Below are 19,442 nucleotides of genomic sequence, written 5' to 3'. Positions count from 1 at the left end.
GGCCATTTCTGACGGCTGTTTGAGAATGGGCTGGTATGGCCACTATCTTTGACCTGCTCCCCATTTCATTCTTTGCCGAGAGGAAACTCCATGGCCCAGCGCGTCAGCATTGTGCTCGAGGACGACATCGACGGTTCGGCCGCCGACGAGACGGTGACCTTCGCCCTCGACGGTGTCACCTATGAGATCGACCTCAACGCCAAGAACGCCGGCGCGTTGCGTGACGCGCTCGCACCGTACGTCGGCCATGCGCGTCGCTCCGCCGGTGCCGGTCGCCGCAGCGCCGGCCGTCCGGCTGGCTCCCGTGGCACCGGCAAGCGCGACCTGGGCGATGTCCGCGAGTGGGCTCGCTCCAACGGCCACAAAGTCAGCGACCGCGGCCGCATTTCCGCCGAGGTCCAGGCCGCCTACGACAAGGCGCACTGACGCTGGATATCCGGCACGTTCCCGAGGGTTCTGCGGACCTTTTCTGGAGCTGGCAGGCAATTGTCGACGGCCAACGTGGCGGCGACGATCCACTGCGTGAATGGCGTGACCAGCTGACGGTGTCGACCGCGCGCCAGTATGCCGCGGTCGTGCCCTCGTCGATGCCGTCCGCCTTCGTCCTGCAGTGGACTCTCGAGGTGGCGGCCGAGGTCGGTGTGTATGCCGCGCGGCACCATTCGTGGATCGTGCACCCTGCGGACTCCGGTCTCACCTTCGCCCTGCAGCCGACACAGCTCTATCCGGTCGCGGCCCAGTTCCGGCGGCGGACGGTGACCCCGGCGCTCCTGGACGACCGGCTGGAAGCCGCGCGGGCGGCATACCGCGTGGATGCGGTCGAGCTGGCGCTCGGCTACCGGTCCGATGCCAACCTCGGCAAGCGCACCCGACTGGCCATGGTCGACGACGTCTGGGCGATGACCCTGGCTCGGGCGCGTGGCCAGCGTCCGCCCGAGCGCGGGTCGTGCTGCTTCATCTACGTCCTGCCCGGCGTGCACGAGTGCTCCGGTTGTCCTCGCCTCAGCGCCACCCCGAGCAGCGACGTCACGGGCAGCGGCACCTAGGCCAGCAGGTCCGCGAGGAGGTCGCCCTCGGACTCGAGCCGGTCGAGGACCTCGTCGAACATCAGCTGCTCGAACTTCGCGCCCTCTGCTCCCGCCTCGACCTCGTCCCACGACCGGGGAGCCGCGACGGTCGGAGTTTCCTTGCCGCGCAACGAGTACGGGCTGATGGTCGTCTTGGCGGCGACGTTCTGGCTCCAGTCGAGGAAGATCTTCCCCGGCCGCAGCGACTTGGTCATCTTCCAGACGATCAGGTCGGGGTGCTTCTTGGTGAGCTCCTGGGCCAGCTGCAGGGCCAGGTCGCGGGTCTGGTCCGACGTGAGGTCGCCCGGAAGGCCCGCGTAGAGCTGCATTCCCTTGCTACCACTGGTCACCGGGTACAGGTTGAGCCCCAGCGCGCCCAGCCGGTCGCGCACCATGACGGCGACCTGGGCGCACTCGCGCAGCCCCGCCGGGGAACCCGGGTCGAGGTCGATGACCAGCCGGTCGGGGTGCTGCCGTTCCCCGTCGACCACCCTCCACTGCGGGATGTGCAGCTCGATGGAGTTGAGGTTGACCAGGTAGGTGAGCTGCGCGAGGTCCTCGACCATCGGGTAGGTCACCGTGTCGACGGTGACGCGCGGCAGCCACGGGGGCGCGCCCGAGGGAAGGTTCTTCTCGAAGAAGCTCTGGTCGCCCGTGCCGTGCGGCCACCGCACGCGGGTCAGGGCCCGGTCGGCCAGGTGCGGGAGCAGCACGTCGGCGACCTGGGCGTAGTAGCTCAGCACCTCGCCCTTGGTCGTCTCGGTCGAGGGGAAGAGCAGCTTGTCGAGGCTGGTCAGCTTGAGCTTGCGACCGGCCACCTCGACGCGGGTGACCTGCGGGACATAGCGCTCAGGCACCGTCGGCCTCCTGCAGGTCGTCGGGGGTCAGGTCGGTGCGGATGCCGAGGTATGCCGGCTGGCGCAGCCTCCCGTCGCGGGTCACCTCGAGGGTGCGGGCCTCCACCACGACGACTGGGTCGACCCACGTTGCGCCGACGCTGTCGATGCGGGGCACCGCGTCGCTGAACGGCGAGTGCGCTCGGGTGTGCGGGGCGAGGGCCTCGGCGAGCTGGACGGCAGCGCGGCCCGCGATGCCACTGCCCATCCGCCCGGCGAACCGCCAACCGCCGTTGCCGTCGGGGACACCGAGCAGGACCGCCCCGAGCCGTCCCGAGTCGTTGGTCTTCTCGGGCCGCCACCCGCAGACCACGGCCGACAGGGTGGCGCGGTGTGGTGACTTGAGCCAGTCGGTGGAACGACGCCCGGCGAGGTAGGGCGCGGAGAGCCGCTTGCTGACCACCCCTTCGAGACCCTGCTCGAGGGTCGCGGCGAAGAGCTCCTTGCCGTCCTCGTAGACGGGCGGCACCTGCCAGTGCCGCCCCGAGAGGTCGAGGCGCTCCAGCAGCTCGCGCCGGGCCGAGAGCGGCTGGGTCGTGAGGTCGGAGCCGTAGAGCCGCAACAGGTCGAAGATCATCAGGGTCACCGGTCGCACCGTGGCCAGCCGCTCGGCCTTGCGCCGGTCGCGCACGTGCATCCGATCGGCCAGGGCGCCGAACGACGGTCGTCCGCCGTCGAGGGCGACGACCTCACCGTCGAGCAGCATGTCGTCGTAGGAGTCTGCCAACGGCAGCAGCTCGGGGAAGCTCACCGTCACGTCGTTGCCGATGCGGGACGTCAGGGTCAGCACCCCGTCGCGCACGTCCGCCAGCACCCGCATGCCATCCCACTTCACCTCGTGGATCCAGTCGTCCCCGACGGGGATGAAGGTGGCCGGACTGGCCAGCATGGGGCGCATGGGGCCATCCTGTCAGCGACTGCGATCGTCGTCAGGACACCAGGCCCGCCTCGTGGGCGAGCACCACGAGCCGCACGCGGTCTCGCGCACTCCACTTCGACAGCAGGCGCGCCACGTGCGTCTTCACGGTGGTTTCCGAGATGTGCAGGGCAGAGGCGATCTCCGCGTTGCTGAGGCCGTTGGCGACGCAGCGCAGTACGTCGCGTTCGCGGGGGGTCATCCTCGCGATCTCGGTCTCGTGGTTGCGCCGGTGAGCCGGCCCGAGATGGGTCGCGACCAGCGCCGCCATGACGGTCGCATCCAGCATCACCTCGCCTTCCGCAACGGCACGGACGGAGGCGATCAGCGAAGCCCGTGGGGTGTCCTTCAGCAGAAAGCCGCTGGCTCCGACCTGCAGGGCCCCCACCACGAGCTCGTCGTTGTCAAAGGTCGTGAGGACCAAGACCTTCGTCGCGGGGGACTCCTGGAGCACCCGGCGGGTGGCCTGCAGCCCGTCGAGACCGGGCATGCGCACGTCCATCAGGGCGACGTCGGGCAGCGTGGCCCGGCAGACACCGATCGCGTCGACACCGTTTGCGGCGGTGCCGACGACCTGCATGTCGTCCTGGGAGTCCAAGATGAGCGCGAAGCCGTCTCGGACCAGTTCTTGGTCGTCCACGACCACCAGCCGGATCATGTGCTCATTGCCGATCTGGGAAGCACGGCCTCGACCAGGAAGCCCCCTTCGGGGCGTGGCCCAGAAGCCAGGCGACCCCCGCAGGCCTCGATCCGCTCCCGCATGCCCATGAGTCCGTGGCCGACACCGTCCACAGCGAGTCGCCCGCCGTACTCGCCCTCGTTCTCAACCCTGACGGTCAAGCCGTCTCCATTGCGGCGCAGGGAGATCGACGTGGGCTGGGTGCCAGCGTGGCGAAGGGTGTTCGTGAGCGACTCCTGGACCAGCCGGAACACTCCCTCGTCGGCAGAAGCCGTCAGTGCGAGGTCGGCTTCGACCCGAATGGTGATGGGCAGTCCCGCCGAACGGAAGGCGTCAACCAGCCCGGGGAGGTCGGCGATGCCCCCGGGTTGGGGGTGGGGGGAGCCGCGGAGCAGTCCCAGGACGCTGCGGGTTTCACGGAGTGCCTCCCGCCCCGTGCGTTGCACGTTGCGCACGGCCTGCCGCGCGCGTTCCGGGTCGTGCGCGAAGAGCTCATCGGCCACCTCGGCCTGCACCACCATCATCGAGAGGCTGTGTGCCAGCACATCGTGCAGGTCGCGGGCGACCCGCAGCCGTTCCTCTGCGGCGGCTGCGCGAGCGACTGCGTCGGCCTCCTCGCGAGTTGCCCGGAGTCGACGATCCGACTCGCGCAGCCACCGCGCCAGGCCCCAGATCCAGATCATGTTCAGGCTCCAGCCCCAGCTGGACGACAGCGTCTCGACGGGTCCCGCCGCGCTCCCCACCGCCGCTACGGCGACCGCGACAGGCAGGGAGGCCCAGGTCGACCGCGTGGACCCGTAGCGCCCCGAGGCGAACACCGCCATGACGAAAAGGAGAACCGCTGGGGCCGAAGTGGTCGTGGTGCCGAAGAGGGCGGGTACGACGAGGACCGACGACATGAGGCACAGGGAGACAAAGGCCTGACGGTGGCGAGTTACCAATCCAACCGCGCCCACTGTCATGGCTACCGTCACCAGCGCGCGCGAACCAGAGACCACGTGAGTGGTCCAGATTTCCACGGCACTCCACGCCAGCAGGGCAAGAGGGGGCAGCACCTCGATGGCGGAGTACCGCCCTGTGAACCGCGCCGGGAGCTGCCAGCTCATGAGCTCACGGTAGGCCGGTGCGGCCCGCGGCACGTCGTCCTTCGGGATGACGTCCCTTGCCCGCGTGGACGACCCCGCGCCCCCGAGGGCGGAGGTGCTCGGTCGCTGGTGGCGACGACTTGCCCTCGCTCGGCCGCGACCCTCGGTGGAGCAGGACGGACAACCAACTCAGGAGGCGTGACATGACTGCTCCCGTCGTCGCAGTTCAGCAACTTCGACCCCACAGCGCGCGGTGGCCCCGGATCCGGCTCGTGGCACTGTGCGCCATCTACGCGCTGTTGTCGCTCTGGGCGCTCGTGATGACCACCTTCGGCACGGTCATGGTCCTACTGGGTCGGCTGCCGGACCCGTCGTGGACCTTCGGGGCCCTCGCCGCAGGTGCGTTCAAGCTGCTGACCCTGGGGCCCGCTCTCGTCATCCTCGCGTCGCGCGGACGCAGCGCCCTCGCGGTCCGGGCCCTGATTTTGGGGCAGCTGGTCTGGTTGGCAGCGGACCTCGTGGCGCCCGAAGAACCAGCCTCCGCAGGGGAGCGCCTCGGGCGTTCGGCCGTATCGCTCGTGCTGTGGGTGGGGCCATGGCTCCTCCTGTCCGACCACCGCTCCCGGCTGTGGAGGGACCCGGTGCTGGTTCGTCGTCCGCTGCTCGCGCTGGCGCTCATGGTCGCGGCTGCCTGCTGGCCATGGGCCGTCGCCATCACTCACCTGGACCCGACGACAAAGTCCTCGCTGGGCACGACGGGCGAGCTGCGCTACGACATAGTCGGGTTCCCGATCGCCGTCGTGGCCGGACTGTGCCTGGGTGCGCTGTGCGGCGCGCGATGGTGGGACCGGACCGTCTGCGTCGCGCTGGTCTGGGTGGCGGTCTCCGCGGCCATCGCCCCCACGGGCTTCGGCTCCCCCGGGTATGCCGGGTGCCTCCTGGCCGTCATCGCCGGGCTGCTGAACTGGGCAACGCGGCACGCGCCGGGGCATCCTTGAGCGAAGTGCGTGGCGCGACCGCGCGGCATACGGAAGGATCGAAGGTATGCGAGCAATCTGGAAGGGCGCGGTGTCGTTCGGCCTGGTGAACGTGCCGATCCGTCTCTACTCCGCCACCGAGAACCACGACGTGCAGTTCCGGCAGGTGCACCGCGAGGACGGCGGCCGGATCAAGTACCAGCGCGTCTGCAGCATCGACGGCGAGATCGTGTCCTACGACGACATCGCCAAGGGCTACGAGACCGAGGACGGCGAGATGGTCGTCCTCACCGACGAGGACTTCAAGGACCTGCCGGCGACGAGCAGCAAGGAGATCTCGGTCGAGAAGTTCGTGCCTGCCGAGCAGATCGACCCGATGCTCTACGACAAGTCCTACTACCTCGAGCCGGACAAGGCCTCGACGAAGCCCTACATCCTGCTGCGCGACGCGCTCGAGAAGGAGAACCGCGTCGCGGTCGTGACGGTGTCGATCCGCACCCGCATGACGATGGCGGTGCTGCGCGTCCACGACGGCGTCATCCTGATGCAGACGATGTTGTGGCCGGACGAGATCCGCAAGCCCGACTTCGCCACCCTCGATGACGAGGGCAAGGCCACCAAGCAGGAGCTGGCGATGGCCGACCTGCTGATCGAGCAGCTGGCCGGGGACTACCAGCCCGACGACTACGAGGACGACTACGCCGCTGCCTTGCAGTCGCTGGTCAAGGCCAAGGTCGAGGGCGGCGAGGTGCAGTTCGCGCCCGAGTCCAAGGACGAGTCCGGCGAGGTGGTCGACCTGCTCGCGGCCCTCAAGAAGTCGGTCGACAAGGCCAAGGCGTCCCGTGGCGAGTCCACCGCAGACACGAAGAAGCCGGCCGCCAAGACCGCTGCCAAGAAGACGGCTGCGAAGAAAACCGCCAAGAAGGCCAGCTGAGTGGGAGCGCCGATCACGCAGGACGACCTCGACATCGTCCGCGACTGCGAGCGTGCCCTGCTCACCGGTGCCGTTCGCGGCGACCGGCTCAGCGCCGGGCTGCTGCTCCACCCTGAGTACCGCGAGTTCGGCAAGTCCGGCCGGGTCTGGGACAAGGAGTCCGTCCTCGACCTGATGGAGGACACCTCGGAGCTGGTGCAGATCCGGGCCGAGGACCTCGAGACGGTCCCCCTCGGTGACGACGTCGTGCTGGTCACCTACGACTCGGTGACCCCGCAGGCCCGCGCCCACCGCAGCTCGCTGTGGGTCCGCGAGTCGGGCCGCTGGCAGGTCCGCTTCCATCAGGGCACGGCGGTCCCCGCCGCCTGAACCCAGGCCTGCTCACCCGCGCCACCTGAACCACCCGCAGATAGAGGTATGCCGCGTGGCTCAGCCACGCGGCATGCCTCGGAACTGCAGGAAGTTCGAACTGCGTTGGGAGACTAGGCGTTCTCCCTGCGGAAGGTGGCCGTGCCCCACCAGAGGGCGATCGCGAACAGGCCCACGGCCCACACTGATCCCCACAGCACGGCGTTGGCACCGAAGTCCCCGACGAACGAGCCACGGACTGCGTCGGTGATCCAGCGGAACGGCATGAAGTCACTGGTGCGCTGCAGCCAGTCAGGACCGATCGTCATCGGCAGCAGGATGCCCGAGAGCAGCAGCACGGGCATCATCACGACGTTGATCACCGGAGCCATGACGTCCTCGCTCTTGGTCGTGAGGGCCAGGGCGTTGGAGGCCGCAGCGCACGCGCCACCGACCAGCAGGGTCAGCGCCACTCCCAGGACGACACCCCGCAGGGGAGCCTCCATGCCGACCCAGTAGCCCAGCCCGACCAGGACGAGCGCTTGGACGAGGAGCTGGAGCAGGTCGCGCCAGAGCCGGCCCATCAGCAGCGCGGTCCGGTTGGCCGGGGTCACCCGCTCGGCCTCGATGACTCCGTCGCGCCACTCCGAGATGAGCCCGAAGCCGGCGAAGAAGGCGCCGAACATGCCGAGCTGGATCAGCATGCCGGGGACGAAGAAGGTCCAGGTGTTCGCGACGCCGAGCTGCTGGGCCATCGGCTTGAGCAGCGGCCCGAACAGGAAGAGGTAGAGGATCGGCTGCATCAGGCCGATGAGCACCCAGGCGGGGTTGCGCAGGTTCATCCGCAGCTGGCGGCGGAAGACGATGAAGGACTCGCGCAGGAACCGCATGTCAGTTCTCCTTCGAGGTCGGGTCGGCCGGGGCGGACGACTCCGCGTCGCGCAGCGAGCGGCCGGTGAGGGTGAGGAAGACGTCGTCCAGCGTCGGGCGGTGCACCTCGATCGACTCGAGGTCGATGTCGGCCTCGCGCAGGTCGCTCAGCAGACCCGGAACGGCCTTGCCCGCTCGCTGGACCCTGGCCCGGACGTGGTTGCCGTCGATCTCCACCGCGTCGTGCCCGTCCTGGCCGGTCTCGGCGATGGCGTCGAGCCGCTTCGCGGCCTGGGCCACCAGGTCAGGATCGGCCACCTCGAGGTCGACGAGGTCGCCGGACACCTGTGCCTTGAGGTTGTCGCTGGTGTCGGCCGCGATGATCTTGCCGTGGTCGATGATGATGATCCGATCACTCAGCGCGTCGGCCTCGTCGAGGTAGTGGGTCGTGAGGAACACCGTCGCCCCGCGCCGCTTGCGCAGGTCGGCGATGTGCGTCCAGAGGTTGGCCCTGGCCTGCGGGTCGAGCCCGGTGGTCGGCTCATCGAGGAAGACCAGGGTGGGTTCGTGGATCAGCCCCATGACGATGTCCAGACGCCGGCGCTGGCCGCCGGACATGGTCTTGGGCTGCCGACCCCACAGCCCGTCGAGGTCGAGCTGGCTGAACAGCTCTTGGCCGCGTCGGCGCGCGTCGGCGCCGGTCATGCCGTAGAGCATCCCGTGGTCGATGACCTCGTCGCCGGCTCGGGCGAACTGGCCGGTGGACCCGCTCTGCGAGACGTAGCCGATGCTGCGGCGCACCTTCTCCGACTCCTTGACGACGTCGTAGCCGGCGACGGTGGCCGTGCCCTCGGTCGGTCGGAGCAGCGTGGTCAGCATGCGCAGCGTCGTGGTCTTGCCGGCGCCGTTCGGCCCGAGGAACCCGATGACCTCGCCCTCTGCGACATCCAGGTCGACGCCGTCGACGGCCCGCACCTGGGTCTTCTTCTTGCCCTCGCGCGTCTGGAAGGTCTGCACCAGACCTCGTGCGTGGATCATCCCCAACTCCCTTGTCCGTCTTTGTTCAAACTTGAACATCGACAGTGTTCAACATTGAACATGGCTGCGTCAAGCCACTTTCCCGGCCTGCGGTGAAGGACGCACGTCGGGCGCCCATCAAGGTAGACCGGGCCACCGACAGGAACTCATCGCGGCGGCAGGCTCGGGCACGGCGTGCCCAGTCCGGCGACCGTGGTGGGCCAGCGTGCGCACGCCTGGTCAGCCCTTGCGGGAGATGAGCTCCAGGTAGCGCTGCCGGTCGTTGGCCATCTGCCAGCCGGGGTCGTCTGCGGGCGCCTCCCAGTCGGCCGGCTCGCCGCGCAGGCCGAAGTCGCCGCGGTCGACGCGGGCCATCAGGTTGACCAGCCATTCGCGCTCGGTCTGCCCCATGCCCATCCACAGGTCGGCCAGCACCAGGACATGGGGTGGGACTGCCTCGGCCGGCCGCTCTTGGGCCAGCTGGGCGCGGGCGTTGGCATCGAGGTTGGCGAGCCTGGCCCGCAGGGCTTCGCGGACCGCGGTCCGGCTCATCAGCGGCATCAGGGCCATCCCGGTGTGGAACGGCAGGGGGGAGAGGATGTCCGGTGTCTCCACCGCCGCGCGCCAGAGCTTCTCGAACTCGCGCCGACCCAGCGGGGTGCTCGTGTAGACCGCCACCTCCCGGCTGCCGTCGACCAGGTCGTGCCGCGCGAGGTTGCCCTGCCTGGCCAGCGTCGCGAGGCCCGAGTAGATCGAGCCGGGGTTGACGTGCGCCCAGTCCTCGACCTGCCACGACAGCAGCTCGCGGCGCAGCTGGTAGCCGTTGACCGGCTCGAACAGCATGACGGTGCCGAGCAGCAGGAGTCGGGTCTCGGTGGCCGCCATGTGGTGCAGTGTAGGAGCAGGCGATGATGGCCTCATGCCCGAAGGCCACACCCTGTTCGCGCTCGCGCGGGACCTCGACGCGGCATACCGGGGCACCCAGCCCACGGTGAGCAGTCCGCAGGGGAAGTTCGCCGCGGGTGCGGCCGTGCTGTCCGGACGAACCTTCGTCCACGCGACCTCGTGGGGCAAGCACCTGTTCGCCGAGTTCGAGGACGACGCGTGGCTGCACGTGCACCTCGGCCTGATCGGCACCTTCTCGATCGATGAGCGCCAGTATGCCGGCGAGGTGCCGGTCGTGGGTCAGGTCCGGTTGCGGTTGGCTACCGACGAGCACGTGGCCGACCTGCGCGGCCCCAATCTGTGCGCCGTCATCACGCCCGACGTCGTGGAGGCAGTGATGGCCCGCCTTGGGCCGGATCCCCTTCGCCCAGAACCGGATCCGGAGATCGCCTGGCGCAAGATCGCCCGGAGCGCCAAGGCGATCGCCGAGCTGCTGATGGACCAGTCGGTGCTGGCCGGCATCGGCAACGTCTACCGCAGCGAGGTGCTGTTCCGACAGCGCGTCGACCCGTTCCGCCCTGGCAAGGAGATCCGCCGCACGACGTGGGACGCGATCTGGCTGGACCTCGTCGACCTGCTGCCCCTCGGTGTAGCCACCGGCAAGATCGTGACGGTGGCGGAGCAGGTCGACGAGATCCGCGCGGAGGTCGCCGCGGGCCAGGTGGACCGGCTGACCGAGCGGCTCTCGTACGTCTACAAGCGTCAGGGCGAGCCGTGCCGCGTCTGCGGGTCGAGGATCCGCACGAGGGTGGTGGCGGGTCGGAACCTGTTCTGGTGCGGCCGCTGCCAACGCCGTCGCTGACGGGGATCCGTTACCGCCGGTCAGCCCCACCGGCGGTCAGCCCCACCGGCGGTCAGCCTTGCCGCCGTCCCTGCCGCCGGGTCAGTCGAGCTCGGCGCAGACGTCGATGACCGAGCCGCTCGGGCCCACCTGGTAGCTGCGGGTCCCGTCGGCGTTGAAGGTCACCGAGGCACCGTGTCCGGAGAGCACGAAGATGCCCGTGTCCGGCGTGCTGCCCGCCGGCATCGTCGCCCCGAACGGCCCGTGCGTCGAGGTCAGCGAGGCGGGACTCCCGTCGGCGTTGTACTCGAAGACGCCGGTCCCGCTGAGGTCGTGCGTCACCGTGGTCCCGGTCGTGGTGTTGGTGTACGACATCACGAGGGTCCCCTGGAAGACTTGCGTCTTCGGGCTGCCGTCGGGGTAGGTAGCAGTGGTGCGGTAGCGCTCGGCGTCCTCGACGACGCTCTCCTGGACGTCGAAGGCGCAGGTCGATCTGGCCGCGGGGACCAGCGCATCCTGCTGCTCGTAGGGGGTCCAGGGGGTGTCCGCGAGGGCGGGTGCGGCACCGAGCGTGAGTCCCAGTGCCAGGACGGTGAAAGCGGTGCCGGAAGCAGTTGCGGCGATGCGTCGCATGAATCTCTCCTAACCAGATAACATTCATTAACTGGTTAGCAGCCAATCGTGCATCGGCGAGAACGTCAAGGGTGGTGGGCAAGACGTGGTGGATGGTCCGTACTGGGTCGAGTTCCGCGGACTGGTGTTGCCGCGACCGGTCGGGGGACATCCGGCGCTGGACTTCGTGAACACCCTGGCGGGGTGGGACGACGAGCCGGTCGGCAGCGAGTACCTCAAGTCGTATGCCCACCTGGCCGCCTTCGCGGAGCAGGCGGGTCTGCTCGACTCTGCCTCGGTGGCTGCCCTGCGTCGGCGCGCCACGTCGCGACCCCGGGACGGGGAGGAGATCCTGGTGCAGGCGCTGGCCCTGCGGTCCCGGCTCCGCGCGGTCCTGCTGGAACCGACTGACCAACGGAACCTCGCGACCTTCTCGCGCCTGCTCCGCCCCGCCCTCGCCCAGCTGCACCTGGTGCCTGGCGACCAGCCTCGCTGGGACGTCGGAGGTGGCCTCGAGCGACCCTTGTCGGCCGTCGCGTGGGCCGGCGCCCAGGCCCTGACGACACTGGACCTGAGCGCCGTGCACGCCTGTCCCGGCCACGAGTGCGGCTGGGTCTTCTTCGACCCTCGCGGGCGCCGGCGCTGGTGCAGCATGCGCTCGTGCGGCAACCGGGCCAAGGTCGCCGCCCACGCCGAGCGCCACCGGGTGGACCAGCCCGCCTGATCTGCCTTCGTGGTCACCCGGGCGGAAACTCGGTGGCGCAGCGCGAATGCGACCCGCCACCATGGTGGACGGACAGGGTGGGGTCAGCAGCAGACGTGGCGTGCCACGGTCGGTCCTGCGCGTCGTCCCCGCCCGGTGTGCTCCCCCTGCTCCGGCAGGACAGGCATCACGGTGTCCAGGACACCTATGGGGTTCAACTCCCCTGAGGCGGCGTCGGTCAGGCGCACCTCGGTGCGCGCCCTGCGGCCACGACACTCGTCGTGTCCCCGCACGCACCGCTGCCTGTCGACGCCGCCTCGCCGAGGCCGTTGTCCCACAACTGAATACGTCCCACCAAGTGAACGCGTTGACAGCTCAGTCCACGAACCCGAGCCAACCACCCGGCATACCTGAAGGAGGTCGCCACCATGAACCTGTTCGCCATCACCATCGATGCGCGCGAGTGCGCGCTGCGTTACCGACACGGACGCCTCGAGCAGGTCCTGCCCGCGGGGCGGCACCGTCGGGTGCGGGGGTCCCGTTACGTCCGGATCGACCTGCGCGACGCATTGCTCGCCCTGTCCCCGCAGGAGGTCATGACCTCCGACGCGGTCCCGGTCAAGGTGACGGCCACGGTCCGGTGGTCGGTCGGCGACCCGGTGGCGTTCGTCGAGCAGTCGACGGATCCGCTGGGAACGGTCTACCTCGCGGCCCAGGTCGCGCTTCGCGATGCCCTGGCCGGCGCGTCGGTGGAGGCCCTCTCGGTTCGTGGCGCGGCGCTGCCGGTCGAGCAGATCACGGGCGCAACGGCGGCGGTCGCTGCTCGGGTCGGTGTCGAGGTCTCGGAGGTGGTCGTCAAGGACGTCATCCTCCCGGCCGAGGTGCGGCACGCTGCGGCCGAGCTGGTCACGGCGCGACACCGCGGTGCCGCCCAGCTCGAGACGGCTCGGGCCGAGACGGCGGCGCTTCGTTCACTGGCCAACGGCGCCAAGCTGCTGGACGCGCACCCCGCGCTGGCCCAGCTGCGCATGGTGCAGTCCGTCCCGGTGGGCACGCAGCTCGTGCTGCGGGTGGGCGCGCCCGACCCGACCACGCAGTCGGTGCAGTGACCAAAGGATCCCGCGGGCCACCGTCCGCGGGATCCTTTGCGGCACAGGGGAGGGCGGCCTGCCCACCAGTGGCCGAGCCAGTGCTACGACGTCACTGTGGGTGGGCGGTCCAGCGTCCCGCTAGCCCGAGCCCGAGGAGCAGCAGAAGCGCTGCCAGTCCGGCAAATGCGACGCTGATCTCGACGTTGCGCTCCTGCACGTCAACGTGTTTGGGCAGGTCGTTGAGGACGCCCTGCAGCTGGTCGGCGTCGCTCGCCTTGAAGTACTCGCCGCCGGTGGTCCTCGCCACCGTCTGCAGCGCTTCCTCGTCGACGACCAGGAAGTTGCGCCCTCCGGGCCCCAGACCGCCCCCGAAGCCGCCGGGCGGCCCGTCGAACAGCCCACCCCCGAGCTGGTCGCTGGTGCAGACCATCTGGGTCGGCTCGGTGGTGCCGAACCCGATCGGGTAGACCCGCACCCCTCGGGCCGCCGCCTGCACGGCCGCCTCTTCGGGGGTCACCCCACGGGTGTTGGCACCGTCAGTCAGCAGCACCACGATCTCCGGGACGGTCTTGGCCGCCTTCGGCTCCGGTGCGCCGGGCGTTGCCTCCGGCGTCGGGGTGGGGGAGCCCTGACCGTCGCCGGCGCCGGTGTCGCCCGAGTCGACCGGGGCGACGTCCGGGTTGATCTCGGCGATCGCGTCGATGGACTTGAGGATCGCCGCGCCGATGGTGGTCCCGCGTCCGGTCGTCAGTCCGTCGACGGCGTGCAGGAGGTCGTCGTGGTTGGTGGTCGGTGCGACGGCGACCTGGGCGAAGCCGGAGAACACCACCAGCCCGATCCGGGTGCGGTCGTCCTGCTTGTCGATGAAGTCGCGCACCGCTTCCTGAGCTGCCGCAAGGCGGTTCGGGCTGACATCGGTCGCGCACATCGATCCGGACACGTCCACGGCGAGGATCACGGCCGAGCTCGAGATCGGCACCTCGGCACGCACCTGCGGGCGACCGGCGGCCAGCCCGAGGAGGGCCAGGCTGGCCAGCACGAGTGCGAGCGGCACGTGCCGGCGCCACATCCGCTGACGCGGCAGCACCGCCCGGATCAGGGCGACGTTGGAGAACTGGACCGCCGCGCGGCGGCGCCGCCGCAGCTGCCAGAGGTATGCCGCGACGAGGATCGGGACGGCAAGCAGGCCCAGCAGGGCGTAGGGCAGGGCGAAGGACACGGCTAGACCACCCGCCCCGAACGGACGACGGAGAGGCCAGCGCCGAGCAGCAGGAACGCGGCGGCGAGCGCGGCGAACCACGAGGTGATCTCGCGACGCTCGGTGCGAGCGGTCCAGGTGAGGTTGATCGCGCTGTAGACCTTGCTGAGGGCGGCGCTGTCGCTGGCGGCGTAGTAGGTGCCGTCGGTGGTGTCGGCGATCTGCTTGAGGGTGGCTTCGTCGAGCCTGGTTGCGATCTGGAAGCCGTCCACCTCGAGCACCGTGCCCTGGGGACTGCCCAGCCCGATCGGATAGATCCGCACGCCGGCGGTCGAGGCGAGCTGGGCCAGGACGAGGGGATCAGGTTCGGTGGTGTTCTCGCCGTCGGACAGCAGCACCACGGCGGACGAGCCGTAGTAGCCGAGGTCGTCGCCGCCAGCGGTGCCGTCCTGTCCCGTCTCGTCGACACTGATCGGCTTGCCGGCTATCGCGCTGATGGCCGAGACGATGCCGCGCCCGAGTGCGGTCCCTCCTTGTGGCGCGAGTCTGTCGATGGCGGCCAGCACCTGCGTCCGGTCGTTGGTCGGCTGCTGCGAGATGACGGCCGAGTCCCCGAAGGCGACGACCCCCAGCCGGATGGTCGACGGTTGCTTGGCCACGAAGGCCCGGGCCGCGACCTTGGCCGCGTCGAGCCGGGTGGGGGAGAGGTCCTTGGCCGCCATGCTCGTCGACACGTCGAACGCGAGGATGACCGTGCCTTCCCGCCGCGGCTCGGCAACGGTGGCGGCGGGGCGGGCCAGCGAGGCGAGCAGGAGGGTGAGCGCGGTGAGCAGCAGGACTGGCGCGACGTGCCGCCACCGGTCGGGACGCACCGCGCTGGCTGCGACGAGTCCCTCGGCAGCCAGCTGTGCGCGGCGCTGGTCGCGGCGGCGCAGCTGCGCTCGGTACGCGACCACCAGGACGGGGACCGCGAGCAGGGACAGCAGCAGGGTCGGCCACTCGAAGCTCATCGGCGTCTCCGTCGGCGCAGCTCGGAGATGCGGGCCAGGGCCCGGACGAGGTCGTCGTCGGTCGCGACCGGGTGGATCTCGGTTCCCGACCGTCGGGCTGCTGCGACCAGGGCCTCCTGCCGCTCCCGGGCCGCCGTCGCGAGCCGCGCACGGAACACCGGGTCGTTGGTGTCGACGAAGATCTGCTCGCCCGTCTCGGCGTCCTCGACATAGACCATCCCCACAGCAGGGAGCTCGGCCTCACGCGGGTCGACCACCTGGATGGCCACCACGTCGTGGCGCCGGGCCAGCAAGGCCAGCGGCTGCTCCCAGCCCGGTTGGGTGATGAAGTCGGAGACGATGATGAGCAGCGAACGGCGGCGGGCCAGACCGAGGGCAGCGCGGAGCAGGCGGGACAGGTCGGTGGTGTCCTTCGACGGCGCAGCCGTCGGTGCCCGCAGGAGCGCCTGGCTGATCCGGAGCACCTGGTTGCGTCCCTGTCCCGGAGGGATCGTCTCGATGCCGCCGTCGAACAACGCGGCACCGATGCGGTTGCCCCCTCGCGCCAGGATGTGCGCGATCGTCGTGGCGATCTCGGCCAGTACCAACGACTTCTGCCGGTCCACGGGACCGAAACCCATCGACGCCGACCGGTCCAGGAGCAGCCACGCCGTGACCTCCCGGTCCTCGACGTACTCACGAACGTAGGGCGTGTCCATCCGGGCGGTGACGTTCCAGTCGATGTGCCGCAGGTCGTCACCCGGCTCGTACTCCCGCAGGTCGGTGAAGTCCACGCCCGTCCCGCGGAACAGCGTCCGGTAGTCGCCCTGGAGCCGCCCGTCGAGCCGGCGCACCACGCGCCACTCGAGGCGCCGGAGCAGTCGCTCGGCGGTCAACGGCCCCGAGACCGACGGTCCCGGGGTGGCGGGCGCGGGGGTCACCGAGGTCCGGCGGCCCATGGCGCCTCGGAGGTGGTCTGGGTCTGGCGACGCTCGCGCAGGGGGACGTCCGGCATCGTGACGGCGTCCAGGATCGGGCCGAGCAGGTCGTCGGGTCCGATGCCCTCGGCCAGCGCTTCGTAGGACAACACGAGGCGGTGCCGCATCACGTCGCGGGCGAGGTCGCGGACCTCCTGGGGCCGCGCGAAGTCCCGGCCCCGCAGGAAGGCCAGCGCCTTGCCCGCCAGGACCAGGTTGATCGAGGCACGTGGGCTGGCACCGAACGACAGGTATCGAGCCAGGTCGGGCAGTCCCACGGTCCCAGGTGAGCGGGTCGCGGCGGCCAGCCGGACGGCATACTCGATCACCGCGGGGTCGACGTAGACGGCGTCGGCCTTCTTCTGAAACTCCACCAGCTGCCCCGGCTCGAGCACCCGCTGGGCGGCTTCGAAGGTGGTCGTCATCCGCTCGACGACGACGAACTCCTCTGAGGCAGTGGGGTATCCGACGAGGGTCTTGAGCATGAACCGGTCCACCTGCGCCTCGGGGAGCGCGTAGGTCCCCTCCGACTCGATGGGGTTCTGGGTTGCCATGACGAGGAACGGGTCGGGTGCCTTGAACGTCTCCCGACCGATGGTGACCTGCCGCTCCTGCATGACCTCGAGCAGGGCGCTCTGCACCTTGGCCGGCGCACGGTTGATCTCGTCCGCGAGCACCAGGTTGGCGAAGACCGGTCCCAGCGAGACCTGGAACTCGCCCTCCTTCTGGTTGTAGATCCGCGTGCCGATGACGTCGGCGGGCACGAGGTCCGGGGTGAACTGGATCCGCTGGAACTCGCCCCCGATCGCCGTTGCCAGCGTCTTGATCGCCATCGTCTTCGCGAGCCCGGGGACACCCTCGACGAGGAGGTGGCCGCGGGCCAGCAGCGCGACCAGCATCCGTTCGAGGAGGACGTCCTGGCCGACGATGGTCTTCTTGACCTCGTAGAGCGCCTGCTCCAACGGGTGCTGTCGGCCCAGGTCGGGGCGGTGCGGATCCATGCGCTCTCCTCGGGTGCGATGCGCTACTGCGGTGGGCTGCCGGCGATGCCGCCGGCAGTGGCGATGGGCACGGCGAAACCGATGCCCACGAAGAAGTTCTGTTCGGACGGGTTGGCCAGGCCGGTAACGATGCCGACCACCTGTCCGGCCTTGTTGAGCAGCGGTCCGCCGGAGTTGCCGGGGTTGACTGCGGCGTCGAACTGGATGAGGTCCTTGAGCGTCCGGTCGGAGCTGACCTGGACCGTCCGGCCCAGGGCCGACACGACCCCGGCCGACAGGGATCCGTTGAGCCCCAACGGATGGCCGAGCGCGAACACGGCCTCGCCGACCTGCGCCCCGCCGCCGAGGACGGCCGGGACGACGACCTGGGGCAGTTGGGTCGGGGTGAGGACGGCAATGTCCGTCGCGAGGTCCTGGTCCTCGACGGTCGCTTCGGACGCGGTGCCGTCGGAGAAGGTCACCTCGATGCTCTTCGCCCCCTGGACCACGTGCAGCGCGGTCAGGACGGTGCCCTCGGCGCTGACGACGACCCCTGCGCCGGTGCCCCGTTCGGCGCCGTTGCTGTCGGTGCGCTGGGTGGTGACAGTCACCAGTGACGGCAAGGCGACCCGGTATGCCGCGGCCGCGTCAGGAGGTGCCTTGGCCGCCTCGTCCTGGGCTTTCGCGATGCCGTTCTGCACTGCCTTGTTGACGTCGCTGGCGGTGATCGGAGCGGTGTCCGGTCCGCGGGTGAGCGCGAAGACCGCGACGGCAAGGACGACCACGGCCACGATCGCGGCGATGACCCACAGGCGAGGCGGGCGTCGTGACGGGGCAGGCGAACCCGCGCCGGCCACCTCCTGCGGTGGCTCGACGACCAGAGGCGAGCCCACCCGGTCCACCTTTGCGAGCGTACGTCCGATCCCGGCCGGGCGATACGGGAGGCCGCGATTCACGGAGAACTCTCAGGTTCGGCAGATCCGGGGTCGTCGAAAGATGTGGCGTGGGCATCGGGACCCGGCTGCGTGAGGTGACCACGCGGCATACCCCGGAGCATGCCCCGGCCGTAGATTGCTGGGCATGGACAACGTCGTCTCCACGGTCGAGGAACTCCGCACCCTCCAGCTGGACCGGATGCGCTGGAGCCTGGGCCACGCCTACGAGAACGTCCCCCACTACCGGGCAGCCTTCGACGCGGCCGGGGTTCACCCCGACGACCTGCACGAGCTGGCCGACCTGGCGCGCTTCCCGTTCACGGCGAAGGCGGACCTGCGCGACAACTACCCCTTCGGGATGTTCGCGGTGCCACGTGAGCAGGTCGTGCGGGTGCATGCCTCCAGCGGGACGACCGGCAAGCCGACGGTGGTGGGCTACACCCGCGACGACATCGACATGTGGGCCGAGGTGATGGCGCGGTCGATCGAGGCTGCGGGCGGCCGGCCAGGCGACCTGTTGCACGTCATCTACGGGTACGGGCTGTTCACCGGTGGCCTGGGGGCGCACTACGGTGCCGAGCGGCTGGGTTGCACGGTGGTGCCGGTCAGCGGCGGCATGACCGAGCGGCAGGTCCAGCTCATCCAGGACTTCAAGCCGCGGATCGTCATGGTCACCCCGTCCTACTTCCTCGGGATCCTCGACGAGATGGAGGCGCAGGGGATCGACCCCAAGGACACCTCGCTGGAGATCGGGATCTTCGGCGCCGAGCCGTGGACCGAGCAGATGCGTGAGGAGGTCCAGCGCCGCAGCAACATCCGGGCCGTCGACATCTACGGGCTCTCCGAGGTCATCGGGCCGGGGGTCTCGCAGGAGTCCGGGCTGACCCAGGACGGACTTCACATCTGGGAGGACCACTTCTTCCCGGAGATCGTGGACCCGGTGACGGCGGAGGTGCTGCCCGACGGCCAGGAGGGGGAGCTCGTCTTCACCTCGCTGACCAAGCAGGCCATGCCGGTCGTCCGGTACCGCACCCGCGACCTGACCACCCTGCTGCCCGGCACGGCCTTCCCGCAGTTCCGCAGGATGGCCAAGATCACCGGCCGCAGCGACGACATGATGATCGTGCGCGGGGTCAACGTCTTCCCCTCGCAGATCGAGGAGCACCTGCTCAGCATCGAAGGGCTGACGCCGCACTACCTGTGTGTGCTGACCAGACCCGGGCGGATGGACGAGCTCACGGTGCAGGTGGAGGCGGCCTCCGAGACCTCCACCGACGACGACCACGCGCGGATGGCTCGCACCCTGCAGAAGCGGGTCAAGGACCGGGTCGGGGTGACGGTGCGCGTCGAGGTGCTGGCGCCGCACGCCCTGGAGCGGTCGCTCGGCAAGGCCAAGCGGATCAGCGACCAGCGCCCGCACTGAGCGCCGGCCTGCACCGCCC

General features: G+C 69.9%; 22 protein-coding genes. 9 read left to right on the top strand and 13 right to left on the bottom strand.

Translation table 11 applies throughout. The features are described 5' to 3' along the window. The first annotated feature begins 90 nt into the window (after window positions 1–90). Both EAH86_RS14905 and EAH86_RS14900 read left to right on the top strand, forming a co-directional pair. Window positions 91–426, top strand: a complete 336-nt coding sequence (locus EAH86_RS14905; protein WP_140742154.1) for a histone-like nucleoid-structuring protein Lsr2 — start codon at window positions 91–93, stop codon at window positions 424–426. Between the two features lie 119 nt (window positions 427–545). Beyond that, a complete protein-coding gene (locus EAH86_RS14900; RefSeq protein WP_140742152.1) occupies window positions 546–1,046 on the top strand; it encodes a (2Fe-2S)-binding protein in 501 nt (166 codons plus the stop codon). On the opposite strand, the gene ligD (EAH86_RS14895) is transcribed toward EAH86_RS14900, so the two are convergent. From ligD (EAH86_RS14895) to EAH86_RS14880, 4 genes are read right to left on the bottom strand one after another with little or no spacing between them, the layout of a single operon-like run. Further along, window positions 1,043–1,924, bottom strand: coding sequence for a non-homologous end-joining DNA ligase (gene ligD, locus EAH86_RS14895; RefSeq protein WP_140742150.1), 882 nt, complete (start codon window positions 1,922–1,924; stop codon window positions 1,043–1,045). The two genes, EAH86_RS14900 and ligD (EAH86_RS14895), sit on opposite strands and share 4 nt — an antisense overlap. Beyond that, window positions 1,917–2,861 (bottom strand): non-homologous end-joining DNA ligase, encoded by a 945-nt coding sequence (gene ligD, locus EAH86_RS14890; protein WP_140742148.1) that lies wholly within the window; start codon window positions 2,859–2,861, stop codon window positions 1,917–1,919. The genes ligD (EAH86_RS14895) and ligD (EAH86_RS14890) overlap by 8 nt, the downstream gene beginning before the upstream one ends. A 31-nt stretch (window positions 2,862–2,892) precedes the next feature. Continuing rightward, window positions 2,893–3,537 (bottom strand): response regulator transcription factor, encoded by a 645-nt coding sequence (locus EAH86_RS14885; RefSeq protein WP_140742146.1) that lies wholly within the window; start codon window positions 3,535–3,537, stop codon window positions 2,893–2,895. Continuing rightward, complete coding sequence (locus tag EAH86_RS14880) at window positions 3,534–4,457, bottom strand: sensor histidine kinase (RefSeq protein ID WP_161988667.1); 924 nt, start codon at window positions 4,455–4,457, stop codon at window positions 3,534–3,536. Before EAH86_RS14880 ends, EAH86_RS14885 begins: the two co-directional genes overlap by 4 nt. A 389-nt stretch (window positions 4,458–4,846) precedes the next feature. On the opposite strand from EAH86_RS14880, the gene EAH86_RS14875 reads away from it, so the two are divergent. Genes EAH86_RS14875 through EAH86_RS14865 form a run of 3 tightly spaced genes read left to right on the top strand, consistent with a single transcriptional unit; the run spans window position 4,847 to window position 6,923 of the window. After that, window positions 4,847–5,641 (top strand): hypothetical protein, encoded by a 795-nt coding sequence (locus EAH86_RS14875; RefSeq protein WP_140742142.1) that lies wholly within the window; start codon window positions 4,847–4,849, stop codon window positions 5,639–5,641. A 46-nt stretch (window positions 5,642–5,687) separates the two neighbouring features. Further along, window positions 5,688–6,554, top strand: coding sequence for a Ku protein (locus EAH86_RS14870; protein WP_140742140.1), 867 nt, complete (start codon window positions 5,688–5,690; stop codon window positions 6,552–6,554). Beyond that, complete coding sequence (locus EAH86_RS14865; protein ID WP_140742138.1) at window positions 6,555–6,923, top strand: DUF4440 domain-containing protein; 369 nt, start codon at window positions 6,555–6,557, stop codon at window positions 6,921–6,923. A 113-nt stretch (window positions 6,924–7,036) separates the two neighbouring features. Here the strand turns inward: EAH86_RS14865 and EAH86_RS14860 are convergent, their stop codons facing one another. The 3 genes from EAH86_RS14860 to EAH86_RS14850 form a co-directional block, all read right to left on the bottom strand. Beyond that, a complete protein-coding gene (locus tag EAH86_RS14860) occupies window positions 7,037–7,792 on the bottom strand; it encodes an ABC transporter permease (RefSeq protein ID WP_140742136.1) in 756 nt (251 codons plus the stop codon). 1 nt (window position 7,793) lies between these two features. After that, complete coding sequence (locus EAH86_RS14855) at window positions 7,794–8,810, bottom strand: ATP-binding cassette domain-containing protein (RefSeq protein ID WP_140742134.1); 1,017 nt, start codon at window positions 8,808–8,810, stop codon at window positions 7,794–7,796. Window positions 8,811–9,029: 219 nt separating this feature from the next. Continuing rightward, on the bottom strand, window positions 9,030–9,674 hold the full coding sequence (locus EAH86_RS14850; protein ID WP_161988666.1) for a PadR family transcriptional regulator: 645 nt from the start codon (window positions 9,672–9,674) through the stop codon (window positions 9,030–9,032). A gap of 34 nt (window positions 9,675–9,708) precedes the next feature. On the opposite strand from EAH86_RS14850, the gene EAH86_RS14845 reads away from it, so the two are divergent. Further along, on the top strand, window positions 9,709–10,536 hold the full coding sequence (locus EAH86_RS14845; protein ID WP_140742130.1) for an Fpg/Nei family DNA glycosylase: 828 nt from the start codon (window positions 9,709–9,711) through the stop codon (window positions 10,534–10,536). A gap of 81 nt (window positions 10,537–10,617) precedes the next feature. On the opposite strand, the gene EAH86_RS14840 is transcribed toward EAH86_RS14845, so the two are convergent. Continuing rightward, a complete protein-coding gene (locus EAH86_RS14840) occupies window positions 10,618–11,148 on the bottom strand; it encodes a hypothetical protein (protein WP_140742128.1) in 531 nt (176 codons plus the stop codon). 85 nt (window positions 11,149–11,233) lie between these two features. On the opposite strand from EAH86_RS14840, the gene EAH86_RS14835 reads away from it, so the two are divergent. After that, window positions 11,234–11,851, top strand: coding sequence for a CGNR zinc finger domain-containing protein (locus tag EAH86_RS14835; protein ID WP_140742126.1), 618 nt, complete (start codon window positions 11,234–11,236; stop codon window positions 11,849–11,851). Between the two features lie 407 nt (window positions 11,852–12,258). Next, window positions 12,259–12,939, top strand: coding sequence for an SPFH domain-containing protein (locus EAH86_RS14830; protein ID WP_140742124.1), 681 nt, complete (start codon window positions 12,259–12,261; stop codon window positions 12,937–12,939). A 91-nt stretch (window positions 12,940–13,030) separates the two neighbouring features. Here EAH86_RS14830 and EAH86_RS14825 read toward each other — a convergent pair whose 3' ends face one another. Genes EAH86_RS14825 through EAH86_RS14805 form a run of 5 tightly spaced genes read right to left on the bottom strand, consistent with a single transcriptional unit; the run spans window position 13,031 to window position 17,958 of the window. Next, the gene (locus EAH86_RS14825) at window positions 13,031–14,140 is read right to left on the bottom strand and encodes a VWA domain-containing protein (RefSeq protein WP_140742122.1); all 1,110 of its coding nucleotides are present in this window, start codon (window positions 14,138–14,140) and stop codon (window positions 13,031–13,033) included. 2 nt (window positions 14,141–14,142) lie between these two features. Continuing rightward, entirely contained in the window at window positions 14,143–15,129 is a 987-nt protein-coding gene (locus tag EAH86_RS14820; protein WP_140742120.1) for a VWA domain-containing protein, read from the bottom strand. After that, window positions 15,126–16,067, bottom strand: a complete 942-nt coding sequence (locus tag EAH86_RS14815) for a DUF58 domain-containing protein (RefSeq protein ID WP_140742118.1) — start codon at window positions 16,065–16,067, stop codon at window positions 15,126–15,128. Before EAH86_RS14815 ends, EAH86_RS14820 begins: the two co-directional genes overlap by 4 nt. Continuing rightward, window positions 16,046–17,086: an AAA family ATPase gene (locus EAH86_RS14810; protein ID WP_140742116.1), complete on the bottom strand. Its 1,041-nt coding sequence runs from the start codon at window positions 17,084–17,086 to the stop codon at window positions 16,046–16,048. The genes EAH86_RS14815 and EAH86_RS14810 overlap by 22 nt, the downstream gene beginning before the upstream one ends. A 23-nt stretch (window positions 17,087–17,109) precedes the next feature. After that, complete coding sequence (locus EAH86_RS14805; RefSeq protein WP_241668387.1) at window positions 17,110–17,958, bottom strand: S1C family serine protease; 849 nt, start codon at window positions 17,956–17,958, stop codon at window positions 17,110–17,112. Window positions 17,959–18,145: 187 nt separating this feature from the next. On the opposite strand from EAH86_RS14805, the gene paaK reads away from it, so the two are divergent. Then, window positions 18,146–19,423 carry a phenylacetate--CoA ligase PaaK gene (gene paaK, locus EAH86_RS14800; RefSeq protein ID WP_140742114.1) on the top strand — a complete coding sequence of 426 codons (1,278 nt, stop codon included), beginning with the start codon at window positions 18,146–18,148 and terminating at the stop codon, window positions 19,421–19,423. Window positions 19,424–19,442: the final 19 nt, after the last annotated feature.

The organism is Pedococcus bigeumensis (assembly GCF_006438965.1).
Classification (GTDB): domain Bacteria; phylum Actinomycetota; class Actinomycetes; order Actinomycetales; family Dermatophilaceae; genus Pedococcus; species Pedococcus bigeumensis_A.
This window is presented reverse-complemented; position numbering and strand designations above follow the sequence as displayed.